Genomic DNA, 18,169 nt, shown 5'->3' with positions numbered 1-18,169 from the left:
GATTTCACGCCTGACGGACTCCGCGCTTCGGTCCCATACGGCTGGTTGGCGTTGACCCGACGCAAAGCCGCGGTCAAGACTATCCACACGCTTCTAACGGCCCAGCGACCTTCGGGCCCTTTCGTCCATCGCCGGTCACCGCGCTTGTGACCGGTGCCTTGTTTGGAATCACCCATGGCCACGCGCCTCAAGATCAACGCCTCGGTCAGCCCCAAGGGCAGCCTGGAAACCCTCTCTCAGCGCGAAGTACAACAGCTCCGCGAAACCGGCTCCGGCAGCGTCTACCGACTGTTCCGCCAATGCGCGCTGGCGATCCTCAACACCGGTTCGCACAGCGACAACGCCAAGACCATCCTCGAGGCGTATCCGGATTTCGAGGTGCGCATTCATCAGCAGGACCGCGGCATCCGCCTGGAGCTGCTGAACGCGCCGGCCGACGCCTTCGTCGATGGCGAGATGATCGCCAGTACCCGCGAAATGCTGTTCAGCGCGCTGCGCGACATCGTCTACACGCAGAGCGAACTGGAGAGCAAACGCATCGACCTGGACAGCTCGCAAGGCATCACCGACTACGTTTTCCACCTGCTGCGCAACGCCCGCAACCTGCGCAGCGGCGTCGAACCGAAGATGGTGGTGTGCTGGGGTGGCCACTCGATCAGCACCGAGGAATACAAGTACACCAAGCGCGTCGGCCATGAACTGGGCCTGCGCAAGCTGGACATCTGCACCGGCTGCGGCCCCGGCGTGATGAAGGGGCCGATGAAGGGCGCGACCATTTCCCACGCCAAGCAGCGCATCCTCAACGGTCGTTATCTGGGCCTGACCGAGCCGGGCATCATCGCCGCCGAAGCGCCCAATCCGATCGTCAACGAACTGGTGATCCTGCCGGACATCGAGAAACGCTTGGAAGCCTTCGTGCGCGTCGGCCACGGCATCATCATCTTCCCCGGCGGCGCCGGTACCGCGGAGGAGTTCCTCTATCTGCTCGGCATCCTCACCCACCCAGACAACCGCGACTTACCGTTCCCGGTGATCCTCACCGGGCCGAAGAGCGCCGGGCCGTATCTGCAGCAACTCAACAACTTCATTGGCGCGACCCTCGGCGAAGAGGCGCAGCAGCGCTACACCATCATCGTCAACGATCCGGCCGAAGTAGCGCGACAGATGGCCCAAGGTATCAAGGAGGTCACCCAGTTCCGCCGCGAACGCAACGACGCCTTCCACTTCAACTGGTTGCTGAAGATCGACGAGAATTTCCAGCGCCCGTTCGAGCCGACGCACGCCAACATGGCCAGCCTGCGCCTCAAGCGCGACCTGCCCTTGCACGAACTGGCGGCCAACCTGCGCCGCGCGTTTTCCGGCATTGTCGCCGGCAACGTCAAGGAAAACGGCATCCGCCTGATCGAGCAGCACGGCCCCTATGAGCTCACCGGCGACCAGGCGCTCATGCAGCCGCTGGATCGCTTGCTGCAATCCTTCGTCGAGCAGCACCGCATGAAGCTTCCCGGCGGCAGCACCTATGTGCCGTGCTACCGAGTATTGAGCTGAACACGCGGGAAGCCGGGTATAAAACCGTCTAACGGTGAAAAAACGCACAACCGCAAGGTTTTGTTATACTCCGGCTTCCCCGCCAGGCTTTCGCCCGGACACTCGGCCCGCAGAGGCCCAGCAGGACCGGACGGGACCGCGCCCCAAGCGTGCTTCAAGTCTGGCCAAGATCCCCGGGCCCAGCCCTAACTAGACAGGATTACTCATGTCCTTTGCCTCCCTCGGTCTCTCCGAGGCTTTGGTCGGTGCCGTGCACGCAGCCGGCTACACCCAACCTACACCCGTGCAACAGCGGGCTATTCCCGCCGTGTTGCAAGGCCGCGATCTGATGGTCGCCGCGCAAACCGGTACGGGTAAGACCGGCGGCTTCGCCCTGCCGATCCTCGAACGCCTGTTCCCCGCCGGTCATCCGGACAAACCCCACCGTCATGGCCCGCGCCAACCGCGCGTGCTGGTCCTGACCCCAACCCGCGAGCTCGCCGCCCAGGTGCATGACAGCTTCAAGGTCTACGCCCGCGACCTGCCGCTGGTCAGCACCTGCGTCTTTGGTGGCGTCGGCATGAACCCGCAGGTGCAAGCCCTGGCCAAAGGCGTCGACATTCTCGTCGCCTGCCCCGGCCGCCTGCTCGATCTCGCCGGCCAAGGCAGCGTCGACCTCTCCCACGTGGAGATTCTGGTCCTCGATGAAGCCGACCGCATGCTCGACATGGGCTTTATCCATGACGTCAAAAAGGTCCTTGCCCGCCTGCCGAGTAAGCGCCAGAACCTGCTGTTCTCGGCGACCTTCTCGCGCGACATCACCGAGCTGGCCGGCAAACTGCTGCACAACCCGGAAAAAATCGAAGTCACTCCGCCGAACACCACGGTCGAGCGCATCGAACAACGGGTGTTCCGCCTGGCCGCCAGCCACAAGCGTGCCCTGCTCGCCCACCTGATCACCAAGGGCGCCTGGGAACAAGTGCTGGTGTTCACCCGCACCAAGCATGGCGCTAACCGTCTGGCCGAGTACCTCGACAAGCACGGTCTGCCGGCCATGGCGATTCACGGCAACAAGAGCCAGAACGCGCGCACCAAGGCGCTGGCCGACTTCAAGGCCAACCAGGTGCGCATCCTGGTCGCCACCGATATCGCAGCGCGCGGTCTGGATATCGATCAGCTGCCGCATGTGGTCAACTTCGAATTGCCGAATATCGAGGAAGATTACGTCCACCGTATCGGTCGTACCGGCCGCGCCGGACGCAGCGGTGAAGCGATCTCGCTGGTCGCGCCGGACGAAGAAAAACTGCTCAAGGGCATCGAGCGGATGACCAAGCAGAAGATTGCCGATGGCGATCTGATGGGCTTCGATGCCAGCAGCGTCGAAGCGGAAAAGCCCGAAGTCCGTGCCCCGCGCGAACCACGTCCACCACGCGGCGGCGGCGAGCAGAAGAAACCCCGTGGCAACGCTGGCGAACATCAAGGCGGGCGCAAGGATAAAGGCAAGGATCGCGGCCGGCAGAAGCCCACCGCGCACGCCAAGCCCAACCAACCGCAGGCCCAGCAAGCGTCGGCGCAAGCTATTCCATCGTTGCCAGCCAATCGCGACCCGGAAGAGTTCCTCGACGACGAGATCGACAACTTCGGTAACCGCGCCGACTACGTCCCGGTGCAGCCCAAGCCGCAAGGCCGCCACAGCAATCCGCGTCGCGGTGGTGGTGGTGGTGGCGGCCAAGGCCAGACGCAAGGACAAGGCGCCGGTCAGGGCCGTGGCCAAGGCAAACCGCAGGGCCAGCGCCCGGCGGGTAGCGGTCAAGCCGGACAAGGCGCTCAGGGCGCCAACAAGCCAGGCCGCTCCGGCCAACGTCCGCAGGGCCAAGGTCGTAGCGGCCAGGGTCGTGGCATGGGTGGCGGGCGTCGCGACGATGCGCCGCGCGAGCGTCAAGAGCCGGCCGTGCAGGATCCACGCAGCAACAGCAAGCAGCCGCTGATTATCCGTAAGGGCGAGCGCCTGCCGACTGCCGAGCAACTCGATCAGCTGGACAATCGTCCACGTGGCGAGAAGCCGGCGCTGCTGACGCGCAACCGCGAAGCCTGAGTTTCAGGCTGCCACACACGAAAACGCCGGCTAGCAGCCGGCGTTTTTGTTTTTTCGTTACCAGCTCTTACTGGCGTACGCCTTCAAACGAGATGATCAGCTGGACTTCCTGGGCAGTCGGGCCGAGGTCTTTCAGGATGTCAAAATCCTTCAGCTTCAACGTGGTGGTGCCTTCGAAGCCGGCACGGTAGCCGCCCCACGGGTCCTTGCCTTCGCCGATGAACTTGGCGGCGATCACCACCGGCTTGGTCACCCCGTTGAGGGTCAGGTTGCCGGTGATGTCGGCAGTCCCGCTGCCAGTGGATTTGACCGAGGTGGACTCGAACGTGGCCGTCGGATTCTTGCCGACATTGAGGAAATCGCCGCTACGGATGTGCTTGTCGCGCTCGGCATGGTTGGTGTCGACGCTGGCGGTTTTCAGGCTCACCTTGACCTTGCTGGCTTCGGGTTGCTTGTCATCGAAACTGAAGCTGCCGTCGAAGTCCTTGAAGGTGCCATACAGCCAGCTGTAACCGAGGTGGCTGATCTTGAAGTTGACGAAGGCATGTTGGCCTTCCTTGTCGATCACATAGTCGGCCGCCATCGCCTGACCGGCGCCGAGCAGCGCGCCACCGAGAACCAGAACCGCGAGAGTTTTCTTGAGCATATCGATCTATATCCTTGTGAGAGGCGGGAGGGTTAGCGTGCGCGCCCCAGCATGCGTGCCAGGGTGGCGTCACGGTCGATAAAGTGGTGTTTCAGGGCCGCCAGGGCGTGCAATCCAGAGAAGATCACCAGGCCCCAGGCCAGGTATTCGTGCACCGCGCCGGCTACGTCTTCCTGATCAGGAATCCCGGTAATCAATGCCGGGACTTCGAGCAGGCCGAACACGCTAATCCCGCGGCCATCGGCGGTGGAGATCAGGTAGCCGGAAATCATCACCGCGAACAGACCGAGATACAGCAGGCCATGGCCGGCTTTGGCGCTGACGCGGGTCAGCCGCCCGTAGCTGTCCAACAATGGCGGCGACGGGCTGATGAAGCGCCAGACGAGGCGCAGCAGCATGACAGCGAGCAGGATCAGGCCGATCGATTTATGCAGGGACGGAGCGGTTTGCCGCCAGGCGCTGTAGTAATCCAGCCCGACCATCCACCAGCCCAGCGCGAACAGACCGAAGACCGCCAGCGCCACGCCCCAGTGCAACAGGATGCTGACCAGACCGTAACGGGCCGAAGAATTGCGCCACTGCATAGCATTACCCCAAAAAATATTGGCGTAAGACTAGCGGCAAATCTATCGAGATAAAGCGGAAAATTTCGCTTGGAAATATCGAGAAATACGATCGATACCAGGGGAGCCCGCGCCGAATGACGTTGGCTGAGCGGGGTGCGCCAGGCGGCGCACCCCGCGGCCATCACTCGAAGATCTTCGAGAAAAAGCCGTTCCCGGCTGGGGAGTTGCTTTTGGCCGGCGCGACTTTGGCAGCCGCCACCGCCTGGCCGGGCACCAGCACTGGCTTGCCGGCATACAGGTCGGTGGCTTGCGCGGCAGCGCGCTGGCCACTGCGCAAGGCGCCTTCGAGGGTGCCGGGATACAGCGGATCGGTATGTTCGCCGGCGAACACCACGCGCTGCAGCGGTTGCTCCCAGAGACGCCACTGGCGGCTGATCTGCCCTGGGCCGAAGGCCAGATAGGCGCCGCCGGTACTCGGGTCGGTGCTGTAACGACGGATCTCATAGCCGGTAAAGGAACCGCGTGCCTTGGGATAGAACTCATGCAGACGGATCAATACCTGATCGACCATTTGCTTGTCGCCGAACGACTGCAGCAAGCGCGCATTGTCACCGGACAGGTTGACCACCACATTAGCGCCGCCTTTGATCGCCGGCTCGATCCACAGCATGCCCAGGCCCTGGTTGCTGAATATTTCCCCGGACAGGCGCGCCTTACTCTCCCACACCGGTTGCTTGAACTTCAGCATGATCTGGTCGCGCCAGCCGTAGTTGGTGCTCTTCAGCGCGGCGAGGTGCTTGGCGTCCAGGGCGGGCGTCAGCTGGATTTTCCCCAGTGCACGCAGCGGCACGGCGACCACCACGTAATCGGCCTGGTAGCCGACCGCGCCAACCTTGACGGTCACGCCATCCTTGTCCTGGCTGATGGCGGAAACCCGCGAGTTGGTCTTGATGGTTTTCAGCTGTTTGACGAAGGCCTGGGCGAGGATCTGGCTGCCGCCGGGCAAACGCGAGGCGCGCAAGTCGCGATCGTCGATGCCGCGGTAGACGCGGGTTTGCTGGGCGAGATAGAGCAGCGACAAGCGCGACGGCTCGTCATAGCGAGTACGGATGCGCTGGTTGACCAGTTGCCGGGCGGTGGCCGGCAGCGCCAGCTTATCCAGCCAACGCGCCACGGTGATCTGATCGAGGGCAAACAGCGTGCTGTTGGCATGCGGGTTGAGCGGATCATCGATCGAGGCAGACAACTCATCGAGGCTCTTCTCGAAACGAGCCAGGGCTTCGGCAGTGGCCGGCTGCTTTTCCTTGAGTTCGGCGGCGGTGAAGTAGTGGCCGTCGATCAGATAGCTCGGCGTACGCACGAACTCCGGGGCCGGCAACGTACTCAGCTTGAACTGCTCGAGGTAACGATGCAGCTGCGGCTGCGCTTTGTGGCTGCCGATCCATTCGCTGGTGGCCAGACCGGAGCGCCCGCCAGTACCGGCCTTGGCTTCCAGCAGGGTGACTTGCCAGCCCTTCTGCTGCAGCTCGTAGGCGGCAGTCAGGCCGGCCATGCCAGCGCCGACCACGATGGCCGTCGGTTGTTTGTCTTTCGCCGCAACTGTCAGGCTGAACAGCCCCAGCACCACCAATGCGCACGCGCGCAGGCTCCCCGCAACCATTTTTTCTTCCTCATCAATCCATCACGCCAGGCTCCATGCGCCGGGCTGCCGGGCAGGATACGCCAGCACCGAAAGGCCGGCCAGCCATCTCCGTCGGACGCCAAGACGCCCGTGGCGGTTGTCGCGCGACGGGCCTTTGCATAGGCTTGCGCGACTGTTGTTGTGGCAGCACTGCCTGCCTCGAGGAGAATCACCATGAGCCTGAACGATCAGTGGATGCAGCGCGACCTCGCGGTGCTCTGGCACCCCTGCACGCAGATGAAAGATCACGAGCGCCTGCCGCTGATCCCGATCAAGCGCGGTGAAGGCGTGTGGCTGGAGGACTTCGACGGCAAGCGCTATCTGGATGCGGTCAGCTCCTGGTGGGTCAACGTGTTCGGCCACGCCAACCCACGCATCGGCGGGCGCATCAAGGCGCAGCTCGACCAGCTCGAGCATGTGATGCTCGCCGGCTTCAGCCATCCACCAGTGATCGAGCTGTCCGAGCGCCTGGTGCAGCTCACTCCGGCCGGCTTGGAGCGGGTGTTCTATGCCGACAACGGCTCCTCGGGCATCGAGGTGGCGCTGAAGATGAGTTTTCACTACTGGCGCAACTGCGGCCAGGACGGCAAGAAACGCTTCATCACCCTGACCAACAGCTACCACGGCGAGACGGTGGCGGCGATGTCGGTGGGCGATGTGGCGCTGTTCACCGAAACCTACAAACCGCTGCTGCTCGATACCCTCAAGGTGCAGAGCCCGGACTGCTATTACCGGCCGGACGGGATGGGCTGGGAAGAGCATTCGCGGAACATGTTCGCGCACATGGAGCAGTGTCTGGCCGAGCATCATCAGCAGGTCGCCGCGGTAATCGTCGAACCGCTGATCCAGGGCGCCGGCGGCATGCGCATGTATCACCCGATCTACCTCAAGCTGCTGCGCGAGGCCTGCGACCGCTACGGCGTGCACCTGATCCACGACGAGATCGCCGTTGGCTTCGGGCGCACCGGGACGATGTTCGCCTGCGAGCAGGCCGGCATCACGCCGGACTTCCTGTGCCTGTCCAAAGCGCTGACCGGTGGCTACCTGCCGATGGCCGCGGTGCTCACCACCGACCGCATCTATCAAGCCTTCTACGACGATTACGACACCCTGCGCGCCTTCCTCCACTCGCACACCTACACCGGCAACCCGCTGGCATGCGTGGCGGCGCTGGCGACCCTGGATATCTTCGCCGAGGACAACGTGATCGAAGCCAACAAGGCGCTGGCTGCGAAGATGGCCAGTGCCACCGCGCATCTGGCCGAGCATCCGCATGTCGCCGAAGTACGCCAGACCGGCATGGCCCTGGCCATCGAGATGGTGCAGGACAAGGCGAGCAAGACCGCCTACCCGTGGCAGGAGCGCCGCGGCCTGGCGGTGTACCAGCACGCCTTGCAGCGCGGCGCGCTGCTGCGGCCGCTGGGCAGCGTGGTGTATTTGCTGCCGCCGTATGTGATCAGCGAAGAGCAGATCGACTTCCTCGCCAGCGTGGCCAGCGAAGGCATCGACCTGGCCACCAGCCAGTCGGTCAGCGTCGCGGTGAGCGCCAGTGCGCCGGCCGATTTTCGCGATCCCGGCTGATTAGCCGGGCGCCGCGATCCCGGCTTCGTGAACCTGGCCCGGTGCGCGCGGCACGCTCGAGCGGCTAAACTCTGCGCCTTCATTTGCCGATGCCTGCCGCCATGCGCCTGTCCCGTTTCTTTGCCGACCTCCCCCTCGCCCTCGGCCAGCACGACCTGCCGGAGGCGCAAGCCCATTACATCGGGCGCGTGCTGCGCATGAACGCGGGCGATGCACTGCAGCTATTCGATGGCAGCGGCCAGGAGTTCCTCGGCGAATTGCTCGAGGTCGGCAAGAAAAACGTGCGGGTCGAACTGCGTGAGCAATTCGCCGGGCAGCCCGAATCACCGCTGCATATCCATCTCGGCCAAGGCTTGTCGCGGGGCGAGCGGATGGATTGGGCGATCCAGAAAGCCTGCGAACTGGGCGCCAACGAGATCACCCCGATCGTCAGTGAGCGCTGCGAAGTGCGCCTGAAGGATGAGCGCGCCGACAAGCGCCTGGCCCATTGGCGGCAAGTGGCGATCAGCGCCTGCGAGCAATGTGGCCGCTCGGTACTGCCGGTGATTCGCCCGCCACTGCCTCTCGGCGAGTGGCTGGCGCAGACCCAGGCCGACCTGAAACTGGTCCTGCATCCGGTCGCCGAGCCACTGCTCAGCCACGCCCAGCCGCACAGTCTGGCGTTTCTGATCGGTCCGGAAGGTGGGTTGTCGGATGCGGAAGTCGAGCAGGCCAAGCAGGCCGATTTTCACGCCGCCCGCCTCGGCCCGCGGGTGCTGCGGACCGAGACTGCGCCGGTGGTAGCGCTGAGCGTCGCACAGCAATTGTGGGGCGATTTTTAAGCGTTATTGTTCGGCGCCCAAACGCCGATCAGATCAGTCCGGCATCGGCGAGCAGCTGCTCCAGCGCCACCAGATCGGGAACCTTGACCACCTCGCCGCCCAGAGTCACAGCTTCCAACTCCAACGGCGCGAGAGGCGCATCGGCGCGGGCCAGACTGCTATCGATTTTCAGCGCGCGGGGAATGCCCTGCACTAACAAGGCGATGAACTTGACCTGCGGACGACCGCCCAAGGCATTCAGCACAGCCACCCGCACCCCGGAATGGATGTGCGCCTCGCCATCGGAGGCCGCCTCGAACGACAACAGCGGCAAACTCAAGTCACGCCAGGCGACCTGGCCGACGAACCACGCCGGCATGCCCACCGAGACCTGCGGGGCGCGATAGGGAATCAGCTCGGCGACCGCCACGTTGGGCAGCAGCAGGGTGCGGTCGGCCAGCGTTAGCAGCAGTCCGTTGAGACTGTTGACGGTGTTCGGAGGGACGGTAACGGCTTGATTCATGGCTACTCCGCAAAATCAGAATCAGCTCAGGCGCACTGCCCGGCCAAATGGTTCACCAGCGCCTCGGCCAACTCGCGCGGGTCGCCGCTCAAGACGCTGTAACCGCCCTCACGCAAGCTGTCCGGCATGCTTGGGCAGGCGCAGCTGTCGGCACGCTGGGTCCAGATTACTCCACCCTGGCGGCGTACATAGGCGGCGGCGGCGCTACCATCGCTGCCCATGCCGCTAAAGACAATCACCCCACACTGGCCACCATAGTGTTGCGCCAGGTTGAGCATCATCTGGTCGATCGACGGGCTATAGGGTTCCGGCCAACCCCGCGCGCCAACTTGCATGCTGCCGTCGTCGGCAAACGCCAGCTCGTTCTGGATCGGCACCACCACCACCTCGCCGCAGCGCACCGGGTCGCCGGTCCGCGCCGAATTGACGTGCCACTGGCTGTGGCGACCGACGGCTTGGGGCAGCGCGCTCTCGAAACTGGCATCAATATGCTGGGCATAGATGAAGCCCAGCGGCAGGCCGCCGGGCAGCGCATCGAGAAACGCCTTAACCGCCACCGGCCCGCCCAGCGATGCCGCCAACAGCCATACCTGACGCGCCGGTTCACCGGCGACCAGCGGGGTTTCGGCAAGTGCCTTGGGCAACTCCAGACGGTTGGGGCGCTGCGCGTCGGCGAGCAAGGCCTCAAGGCTTGGCCCTACCGCTTGCGATGGGTCGCCAACCAGGCGCTTGAGCTTGCCGACCAGCCGCCGTTCCCAGCGCGGATAGTTTTCCGAGTGCCGCTCGGGCGCATGCCCCTCACCGAACAACACCGGTGCGGCGAAGCGCTCGAGCAGGCTGTCGACCAGCGGGGAGTCTTCCGACTGCGCCAGATCGACCAGCCACAAATCGGCGCAGCACGCCTCTAACGCGTCTTCATCGAGGCGCGCCGGGTCGCTATTGAGGACCACTTCATAACCGTTGGCCGCCAACGCCTGCTGCAGCACATGGCGCTGCAGCGAGGTGTCGGCGAGCACGGCAATCCGTCCAGCCGCTTTCTCGATCATTGGCTTTTATCCGTGTGACGATCAGCGGGATGGCGCGCCACCAGCTGCGCGATAGTTTCCAGCAGCAGAGACTCCTGGTACGGCTTGCCCAGGTACTCGTTGACCCCGATATTCATGGCCCGCTCACGGTGCTTCTCACCGGTCCGCGAAGTGATCATGATGATCGGCAGATCCTTGAGGCGCTCGTCGTGACGCACCAGGGCGGCCACTTCGAAGCCATCCATGCGCGGCATCTCGATGTCGAGGAGCATGATGTCCGGCTGGTGTTCCTGCAGCAGGGTGATCGCGTCGACCCCGTCCTTGGCGGTCAGCACGTTCATGCCATTGCGCTCGAGTAGACGGCTGGTGACCTTGCGCACAGTGACCGAATCGTCCACCACCATGACCAGGGTCGGCCGCTCGACTTCCACCTCGACGCTCGGACCGATCGAGCGGAGCAAGCGTGGTTGCGCCTGATTCTGCAGATGCGCATGGAGCACGCGAATGGTTGCCAGCAGGTCGAGAATCACCACCACGCGGCCGTCGCCGAGGATGGTTGCCCCGGAAATGCCGTGCACGCCAGCGAACTGCGCGCCGAGGCTCTTCACCACGATTTCCCGCGAACCGGCCAGCGAATCCACCTGGACCGCCACCGCGTGTTCGCTGGAACGCACCAGAATCACCGGCAGCGGCAGGCTCTGGCCGACCAGCTTGGGATGTTGACCGTTGTTCAGCAGGTCGCCGAGATACCGCAGCTCATAGCTCTGTCCGGCGTATTCGAAACGCGGCGCGTCCGGCTGGTAATAGGCTTCCAGCTCATACGGCGAGACCCGCACGATACCTTCGATGGTGTTCAGCGGAATGGCGTACAGATCCTCACCAGACAGCACCATCAGCGCGCGGTTGACCGACACGGTGAATGGCAGGCGGATCAGGAAGCGCGTGCCTTCACCCAAGGTCGAGTCGATGCTCATCGAGCCACCGAGTTGCTTGACCTCCGAATGCACCACGTCCATGCCGACACCACGCCCGGAAATCTGCGTGACCTTCTCGGCGGTGGAGAAGCCCGCTTCGAGGATGAACTGCAGCACCTCGTGATCGGTCAGGTCGGCATCGGCATCCATCAAGCCGCGCTCGATGGCCTTGCGGCGCACCGCCTCGAGCTTGATGCCGCCGCCATCGTCGCTGAGGCTGAGAACGATATCACCGCCCTCACGGCCCAGATTCAGGCGAATCGTGCCCTGCTCCGGCTTGCCTGCAGCATGCCGCGCTTCGGCGGACTCGATGCCATGGTCGACGGCATTGCGCAGCATGTGTTCCAGCGGCGCGACGATGCGTTCCAGCACGGTACGGTCCATTTCCCCATCGGCGTTGCCGACGACGAACTCCACCTGCTTGCCCAATTCGCTGGCCACCTGGCGGACGATGCGCCGCAAGCGCGGCACCAAGCGGTCGAACGGCACCATGCGGGTGCGCATCAGGCCTTCCTGCAACTCGGTGTTGACCCGCGCCTGCTGTAGCAACAGGGTTTCCGCATCGCGGTTACGCGCCGCCAGGGTTTCTTTCAGATCGAGCAAGTCGGAAGAGGACTCGAACAGCGCCCGCGATAATTGCTGCAGCTGCGAGTAACGGTCCATTTCCAGTGGGTCGAAATCTTCATAGCCGGCACGCTCGGACTCAGCCTGATAACGGCTGAGAATCTGCGCCTGGGTCTCGGTGTCCAGGCGCCGCAGTTGATCGCGCACCCGGTCGATGGTGGCTTCCATTTCACTGAGAGTGAAGCCGAAATCGCTGACCTGCTGTTCGACCCGACCACGGAAGATCGAGGTCTCACCAGCCAGGTTGACCAAGCCTTCGAGCAGATCCGCTGGTACTTTGACCAGTTCCTGCGGGGCGCGGCGGGCGGCCGCGTCCTGTGCTGCCTCCTGGGCGCGTCGCACGAACGGTAGAACCTTGGCGGCACTGTTCGTTACCGGCACTTGGCTGGCAGCGATGATCGGCGTCGTCAGGGCGCGCAGCGGTAGCGCCGATGGCACGGGCGCTAAGGCTGGCGGCGCAGCTGGAGTGTCGATTGCCACTGGATCGCCAGCCGGTTCCAGCGTCGGCGCTAGCTCTGCCAGATTACTGATGTCCAGGCGCTGACGCAGGGCGTCGAGCTCGCGCTGCAAGCCTTCATAGCCACTCTGTACGTCGAGGACCAGGCTTTCCGGCCAAGGCGCCCCTTGTTGCTGGGCCTCGCTCAAGTGCTGTTCCAGATCATGGGTCAGATCGCCCAGACGTTTCTGCCCGGCCAACCGCGCGCCGCCCTTGAGGGTATGCAGCACACGCAACATGTCATCGATCGCGGCGCTATCGTCGCGGGAAACCTCCCAACGGCCGATGGACGCTTCCATTTCCTCCAGCAGTTCGTCGCCTTCCTCAAGAAAAATGTCGAGGATATCGGCTTCCGCTTCATCGTCCTGAGCGGCGACCGCGCGCAGATGCACGCTGGCGGGAATCAGCAGTTGCTCCGCCGGGTTGGCGCGAAAATGCCGGATGGCCTGGATCAGCGCCTGGCCATCGCTGGGCACGCGCTGGGCACGCACGGCTTCGAGCATACCGGCCAGCGCGTCCTGGCAACGCTGCAACAACTCGAACAAGCCGGGGCTGGCGCGCAGCCGGCCGTTGCCCAGATCCTCGTAGAGAAACTCCAGTTCGTGGGCAAGATCGCCGATCTCGCGGATCTCGGCCATCCGTGCGCCACCCTTGAGGGTATGCAGATCGCGCTGCAGCGATTCGACTTCCAGCGTGTTGTCGCTGTCGGCCATCCAGCGCTGCAGGGCGGCGCTGGAGCTGTCGATGATGTCGAAGCCTTCTTCCAGGAAGATTTCCACCAGTTCAGGATCGCGGTCGTCCTGCAGCGGCGTCAGACTCACCGGCTCGGCTCGCGGCGGGCTGACCGGTAGCGGCTCGGGCACTGCTTCGACGTCTGGAGCGGCGAGAACTTCGGCATCCTCCAGCCACACACTGGCAGTCAACTCGCCAACTTCCGGTTCGCTATCGACGAACTGCTCTAGCGGCGTAATGGCTTGCGCAGCCCCCTCATCATGGCTTTCCAGCGTGTCGAAAAAGGTGGCGACGTCGGCGTCGTCTATTTCCTCCTCGATCAACGCGACCGGCATCTCGGCTTCAAGCTCGAGTTCGGCCTCGAACTGAGCCGGTAACTCGGCGATCGGCAAGCTGGAGCTCAAACCCTGACGAAACGCCCGCATGGCCTGCACCAGCTCGCTCGGCTCATCCAGGGGACGCTGGGCTTGCAACTGCTCAAGCAGCACGGCAAGCCGGTCATGGCTCTGTTGCAGAAGAATCGCCAGCGCTGGGGAATAGCTGAAACGCCGGTCTACCAGACCTTCGTAAAGCGACTCCAGCTCATGGGCGAGATCGCCGATCGGACTGATCTCGGCCATCCGCGCACCACCTTTGAGGGTGTGCAGATCGCGCTGCAGCGATGACAAGGCCAGCTGGTTGTCCGGCTCCACCAGCCAGCGTTCGAGTGCCTGACCGGCGCTCTCGAGTAGATCCACTGCCTCTTCGAGGAAAATGGCCACCATTTCCTCGTCCAGTGGATCGATGCTCTGAGGCGGCAACGGCGCAGGTTCGTCGAGCGCGAATGCCGACTCATCCCAATCCTGCTCGTCCAGTTCGATGAGCGGGGGCGTGGCTGCTGCTTCGTCTACCAACCACTGCGACATGTCCAGCGCGGCAGTGGCATCGTCCAGCTCGACAATCTGCAAGGCGCCGTCGTCATCGATCGACAACAGCCCGAGTTTGTTGGGGTCCAGCGCTTCATCGAGCAGCGTGCGCAGAGCGGCAACCCGTTCCGGCTGAGCGCTGACCTGCAAACCGGCCGCGACCTGATCCATCATGCCGATCAGCGCCTCATGGGCGCTTTCGGCCTCGCTGAAGAAGCGTTCGCTCACCGCCAGTCGGCCTTCTTCGACAGCACCATAGAGGTCCAGCAAGGCTTCGCAGAGTTCGTCGATCTGCGGCAAGTCAGCCATTTCCGCGCCACGCCCGAGCGTGGTCAGTTCCTCCAGCAGGGCACTGAGTTCCTGGCGCTCGGACGGGTGCTCATGCCAACGGCGCAGCAGATCCTCGGCGTCCAGGAGAATATCCATGCCTTCGGCAAGGAAGATGCTGATCAGCTGCGGATCACGGCTTTCGCTCGACCGACCCTGGCGCAGCGCTTCGGCGGCTTCCAGGCGGTCTTGGTGCAATTGCTGAGCGCGTTCGAGGAACTCGACTGCGCCTGGGATTGGCGCCAACGGTCGGCTTTCCAGCTGCTCGAGGCCCACGCGGAACAACTGCTCAGCGGCGTGCAGCAGTTCAGCCTCGGCAAGATCCATCGGCAGCAGATTGGCCTTGTATTCCTTGACCAGTTTTTCCAGCGGGGTAGCAATTTCGGCAATCGGCAGGATCCCGGCCATCGAGGCACTGCCCTTGAGGGTGTGCAAGGCGCGCTGCAGATCATCGGTCACCGGCTGCGGCAGCTCTTGGGCGCAGTCAGCCAGAAACGCTACCAAGGCATCCAGATGGGTTTCCGCTTCGTTGCGGAAAATCTCGATCAATTGCGGATCGAGGGCCTCTTCCGCGTCGTCGGCGTAGGGGACAGCCGGCAGCTCCACTTTAATACTGGCGTCTTCAGCGCTGGCGTCTGGCTCGGTAGTCAACGTGGTTTCGCGCTTAGCCAGGCTCTCACCCTTCGCCAGCACATAGGCGTTGGCCGCCAACTGATCAACATCGTCACGCTGGCGCTGGGCCTTGGCGGCGAATTCGTCGACCAGCGAGGGCATCAAATCGATTACCTGGCCAATCAGCTGGAACAACTCATCACCGGCCTCGATGCTGCGCTCCAGCACGCGGTTAAGCAGATTCTCGATCGACCAAGCGAGCTCGCCGATAATCAACGCGCGGACCATTCGCCCGCTGCCTTTAAGGGTATGGAAGGCGCGCCGCACTTCGGTCAGGGCATTCTTGTCATCGCGTTCGGCCTGCCAGCGCGGCAGATATTCACCCAGGGTGTCCAGCACCTCGCCGACTTCTTCGATAAACACTTCCTGCAGTTCATCGTCGACCGGCTCTTCGTCCGCCGGTGGCGGCAGCAGGCTCGGCGGCACATCCTGGGCAGGCGGGTTGATGGCTTGCACCGGGGCAGCCATGACGTCTGCTACCGACAGCGGTTTGGCCTGCGGTTCGATCGACGCGACGGCACTCGGCGCGCTGGGCAAATCGACTTCCGGCAGATCCATCTCGCTCAGGTCGACGTCGTCCCAGATCGAACCCGACTCTTCAGGATTGAGGCTCAGCTCGTTCAGCTCGAAATCGCTGGCGGCGTCAAGCGCTTGCCATTCGTCCTGCAGAGGTTGCTCGAGGAAAATCTCGCCGAGCGGCGCAGGTTCACTAGCATTCCAATCCAGCTCGAACTCAAATTCGTCGTCAGACTCCGGAGCCCCCTTGACAGCTTGCGGCGCCACCTCCAGCGCGCCCACAACCAGTGGCTCGTCAGCAGCTAATGCCGGAGTATCCAGTTGAAACTTGATTAATTCATCCGCATCGTCCAGCTGCCCGCTCTGCTCAAGCGACGGCGCCTCGCTGAGCGATTGCAGCGCTTCGCCAGGGCTCTCGCTCAGTGTCGGTAGTTCGCCAAAATCGACGTCGAGGTCGAATTCCATGGCGGCCTCTTGCGGCCCATCGAGGGGCGCAGCAAACGGGCTATTGGTGTTCGACTCCGGCTCGTCGCTCAGTACTTCGATGTCATGCAGCAGGTCGCTCGGGCTCTCATTCAACTCCGGCAGTGCGCCGAAATCGACATCGAACTCGAATTCCGCAGCGGCCTCTTGAGGCTCATTGGGCTGCGCGGCGAACTGCTTATCGGCGTTCGGCTCCAGTTCGTCGCTGAGGACTTCAATGTCGTGCAGCGGGTCAGCCAGCGGGGCGCGCTGTACAGCAGCGGGCGGCTCGATGCGGTCGAGGATCGAGGGCTTTTCCTTGAGCGGATAGCCGAGGCTGTCGAGGCTTTCCTCGGCGACGTCGAGAATTAGATCGCCTTGGCTGGCGTGGTCTTCGCTGAGACGCTCGAGGTAATACTCGACGCTGGTAATGGCATCGGCGAGGGTATCTAGGTTGTGCCAGTTCGGCACCGCCTTGCGTGCCAGCAGTTGCTCCTGGATATAGCGATTGCAGGCGTTCAGCAACTGCGCCGCACGGTTCAGCGGAATCATCGCCAGGCCGCCACGCACCTGGGTCAGCAGATCCGGGACGCGAGCCAGGTGCTCATGGTTCCACTGTGAAGCGATGAATTCGATGATCGCGTCCTTGGCCTGTTCCAGACCGTTACGCGCTTCCTTGATGACCAGCTGGTGGATTTGCGCCACATCGGTAGTTGGCAGGTGGCTTTCTTCGCGGCGGCTATCGTCCGCCGGACCGACCATTCCCGCCAGAGTCGCCTCCACGTACAGCAGCGCACCGGCAACATCCATCAAGACGCCGTCGCTTGGCTCACGCTGGCCGAGCGACAGCGCCTGCACCACGTCGAGCTGATCAAGAATGACTTTGCGCGGCTGACCAAAACCCAGCACCGCCAAGGTGTCGGCGATCTGCTTGAGCGGTGCGTGCAGGCCGTCCAACTCGGTGACGCGCTGGCGGTCGCTGCGCACGAACAGATCAAGGCTGTCCTTGACTCGTACCAGCTCCTCGCACAGCGCATCGACCACCGAACGCATCGCGTCGCGATCCGGGCCGGCCAGACGGGCCCGCTCCTCATCGACTTCGGCGCTATCCAGCAGGGCTTCGTCGAGGCGGTACTGTTCCTTGAGCGAGCGGATGCGTGGCGACTCGGCCGAGGCCTTGGCCACGTAGAACAACAGGTTCTTGATCAGCTCATCGGGAGCAGCCTGGTTGATGCCGTCGGCACCCACGTCAACCACACGCTTGAGTTGTTTGTCGACTTGGCGCAGCAAGGTGCGCACCGATGCGCCATTGACCACACTGCCATTGGCCAGGCCTTCGACCATGCCCGAGGCAATAGCCCATAACGGGCCGAGCGGGGCGTCCTTGCACAGCACTTCAAGACGGGCAAAGACCCTGGCCATATAGCCTAGGTTGGTCGCCAAATCGTGGTTGCGAATCACTCCAACCAGGGCCATCTGCAGCATCTGCCGCAATTTGCGCAGCAGCACCGGCAATTCGGCCGTGCGCAACTGTGCCAGCGATTCATGTGAGAGCTGCGGTAGCGGTGCCGCAATATCCGGAGCGAACAGACTGGTTTCTGATAGCAGGTTTTCGCCGCGCGCGGCGCGCAGATCATTGAGCAGCGGCAAGATCACCAGCGGCAGGTCGCGACGGGCGGCCTGAATGCGCTCGAGATAGGCGGGCAATTGCAGAATTGCCTGCATCAGCACTTCCAGCGCTTCGCCCTGATTACTGACGCGGTCTTCCATCAGCGCCTGGGCCAGATGTTCCATTTCTTCAGCGAGCAACGCAGCGCCAAAGAACTCGACCATCTGCAACGTGCCGTGGACCTGATGTGCATAGGTCAGACAGAAACGCATGCGCGTCGAATCCTGCGGATTCTCGACGAACGCCTCGAGAGCTTGCCGCGCCTGTTTCAGCGTTTCTGCGATCTCGCCCTTGACCCATTCCAGGGCGACATAATCGTGCCGATCACCCATAGCCACTCCGCTCATA

Annotated in this window: 9 protein-coding genes and 1 pseudogene; 4 read left to right on the top strand and 6 right to left on the bottom strand. The window is 63.4% G+C overall.

Annotated elements, in window-relative coordinates; genetic code table 11:
• Positions 1 to 174: 174 nt before the first annotated feature.
• Positions 175 to 1,548 (top strand): nucleotide 5'-monophosphate nucleosidase PpnN, encoded by a 1,374-nt coding sequence (gene ppnN / locus NVV93_RS01675; protein WP_258252733.1) that lies wholly within the window; start codon positions 175 to 177, stop codon positions 1,546 to 1,548.
• Positions 1,549 to 1,753: 205 nt separating this feature from the next.
• A complete protein-coding gene (locus NVV93_RS01670) occupies positions 1,754 to 3,622 on the top strand; it encodes a DEAD/DEAH box helicase (protein WP_258252732.1) in 1,869 nt (622 codons plus the stop codon).
• 67 nt (positions 3,623 to 3,689) lie between these two features.
• Here the strand turns inward: NVV93_RS01670 and NVV93_RS01665 are convergent, their stop codons facing one another.
• The 3 genes and pseudogenes from NVV93_RS01665 to NVV93_RS01655 all read right to left on the bottom strand — a co-directional run.
• On the bottom strand, positions 3,690 to 4,268 hold the full coding sequence (locus NVV93_RS01665; RefSeq protein ID WP_258252731.1) for a YceI family protein: 579 nt from the start codon (positions 4,266 to 4,268) through the stop codon (positions 3,690 to 3,692).
• Positions 4,269 to 4,300: 32 nt separating this feature from the next.
• Complete coding sequence (locus tag NVV93_RS01660; protein ID WP_258252730.1) at positions 4,301 to 4,852, bottom strand: cytochrome b; 552 nt, start codon at positions 4,850 to 4,852, stop codon at positions 4,301 to 4,303.
• A gap of 258 nt (positions 4,853 to 5,110) precedes the next feature.
• A pseudogene (locus NVV93_RS01655) lies at positions 5,111 to 6,494 on the bottom strand (flavin monoamine oxidase family protein); the annotation flags it as partial.
• A gap of 195 nt (positions 6,495 to 6,689) precedes the next feature.
• Here NVV93_RS01655 and NVV93_RS01650 point away from each other — a divergent pair.
• Both NVV93_RS01650 and NVV93_RS01645 read left to right on the top strand, forming a co-directional pair.
• Positions 6,690 to 8,096 carry an adenosylmethionine--8-amino-7-oxononanoate transaminase gene (locus NVV93_RS01650; protein ID WP_258252729.1) on the top strand — a complete coding sequence of 469 codons (1,407 nt, stop codon included), beginning with the start codon at positions 6,690 to 6,692 and terminating at the stop codon, positions 8,094 to 8,096.
• 101 nt (positions 8,097 to 8,197) lie between these two features.
• Positions 8,198 to 8,917 (top strand): 16S rRNA (uracil(1498)-N(3))-methyltransferase, encoded by a 720-nt coding sequence (locus NVV93_RS01645; RefSeq protein ID WP_258252728.1) that lies wholly within the window; start codon positions 8,198 to 8,200, stop codon positions 8,915 to 8,917.
• Positions 8,918 to 8,945: 28 nt separating this feature from the next.
• Here NVV93_RS01645 and NVV93_RS01640 read toward each other — a convergent pair whose 3' ends face one another.
• The 3 genes from NVV93_RS01640 to NVV93_RS01630 are packed head-to-tail and all read right to left on the bottom strand — an operon-like array spanning position 8,946 to position 18,153.
• Positions 8,946 to 9,419 carry a chemotaxis protein CheW gene (locus NVV93_RS01640; RefSeq protein WP_258252727.1) on the bottom strand — a complete coding sequence of 158 codons (474 nt, stop codon included), beginning with the start codon at positions 9,417 to 9,419 and terminating at the stop codon, positions 8,946 to 8,948.
• A gap of 26 nt (positions 9,420 to 9,445) precedes the next feature.
• On the bottom strand, positions 9,446 to 10,465 hold the full coding sequence (locus tag NVV93_RS01635; RefSeq protein WP_258252726.1) for a chemotaxis protein CheB: 1,020 nt from the start codon (positions 10,463 to 10,465) through the stop codon (positions 9,446 to 9,448).
• Positions 10,462 to 18,153 carry an Hpt domain-containing protein gene (locus tag NVV93_RS01630; RefSeq protein ID WP_258252725.1) on the bottom strand — a complete coding sequence of 2,564 codons (7,692 nt, stop codon included), beginning with the start codon at positions 18,151 to 18,153 and terminating at the stop codon, positions 10,462 to 10,464. Before NVV93_RS01630 ends, NVV93_RS01635 begins: the two co-directional genes overlap by 4 nt.
• Between the last annotated feature and the right edge of the window lie 16 nt (positions 18,154 to 18,169).

This window comes from Pseudomonas sp. LS44 (assembly GCF_024730785.1).
In the GTDB taxonomy this organism is placed as follows: domain Bacteria; phylum Pseudomonadota; class Gammaproteobacteria; order Pseudomonadales; family Pseudomonadaceae; genus Aquipseudomonas.
This window is presented reverse-complemented; position numbering and strand designations above follow the sequence as displayed.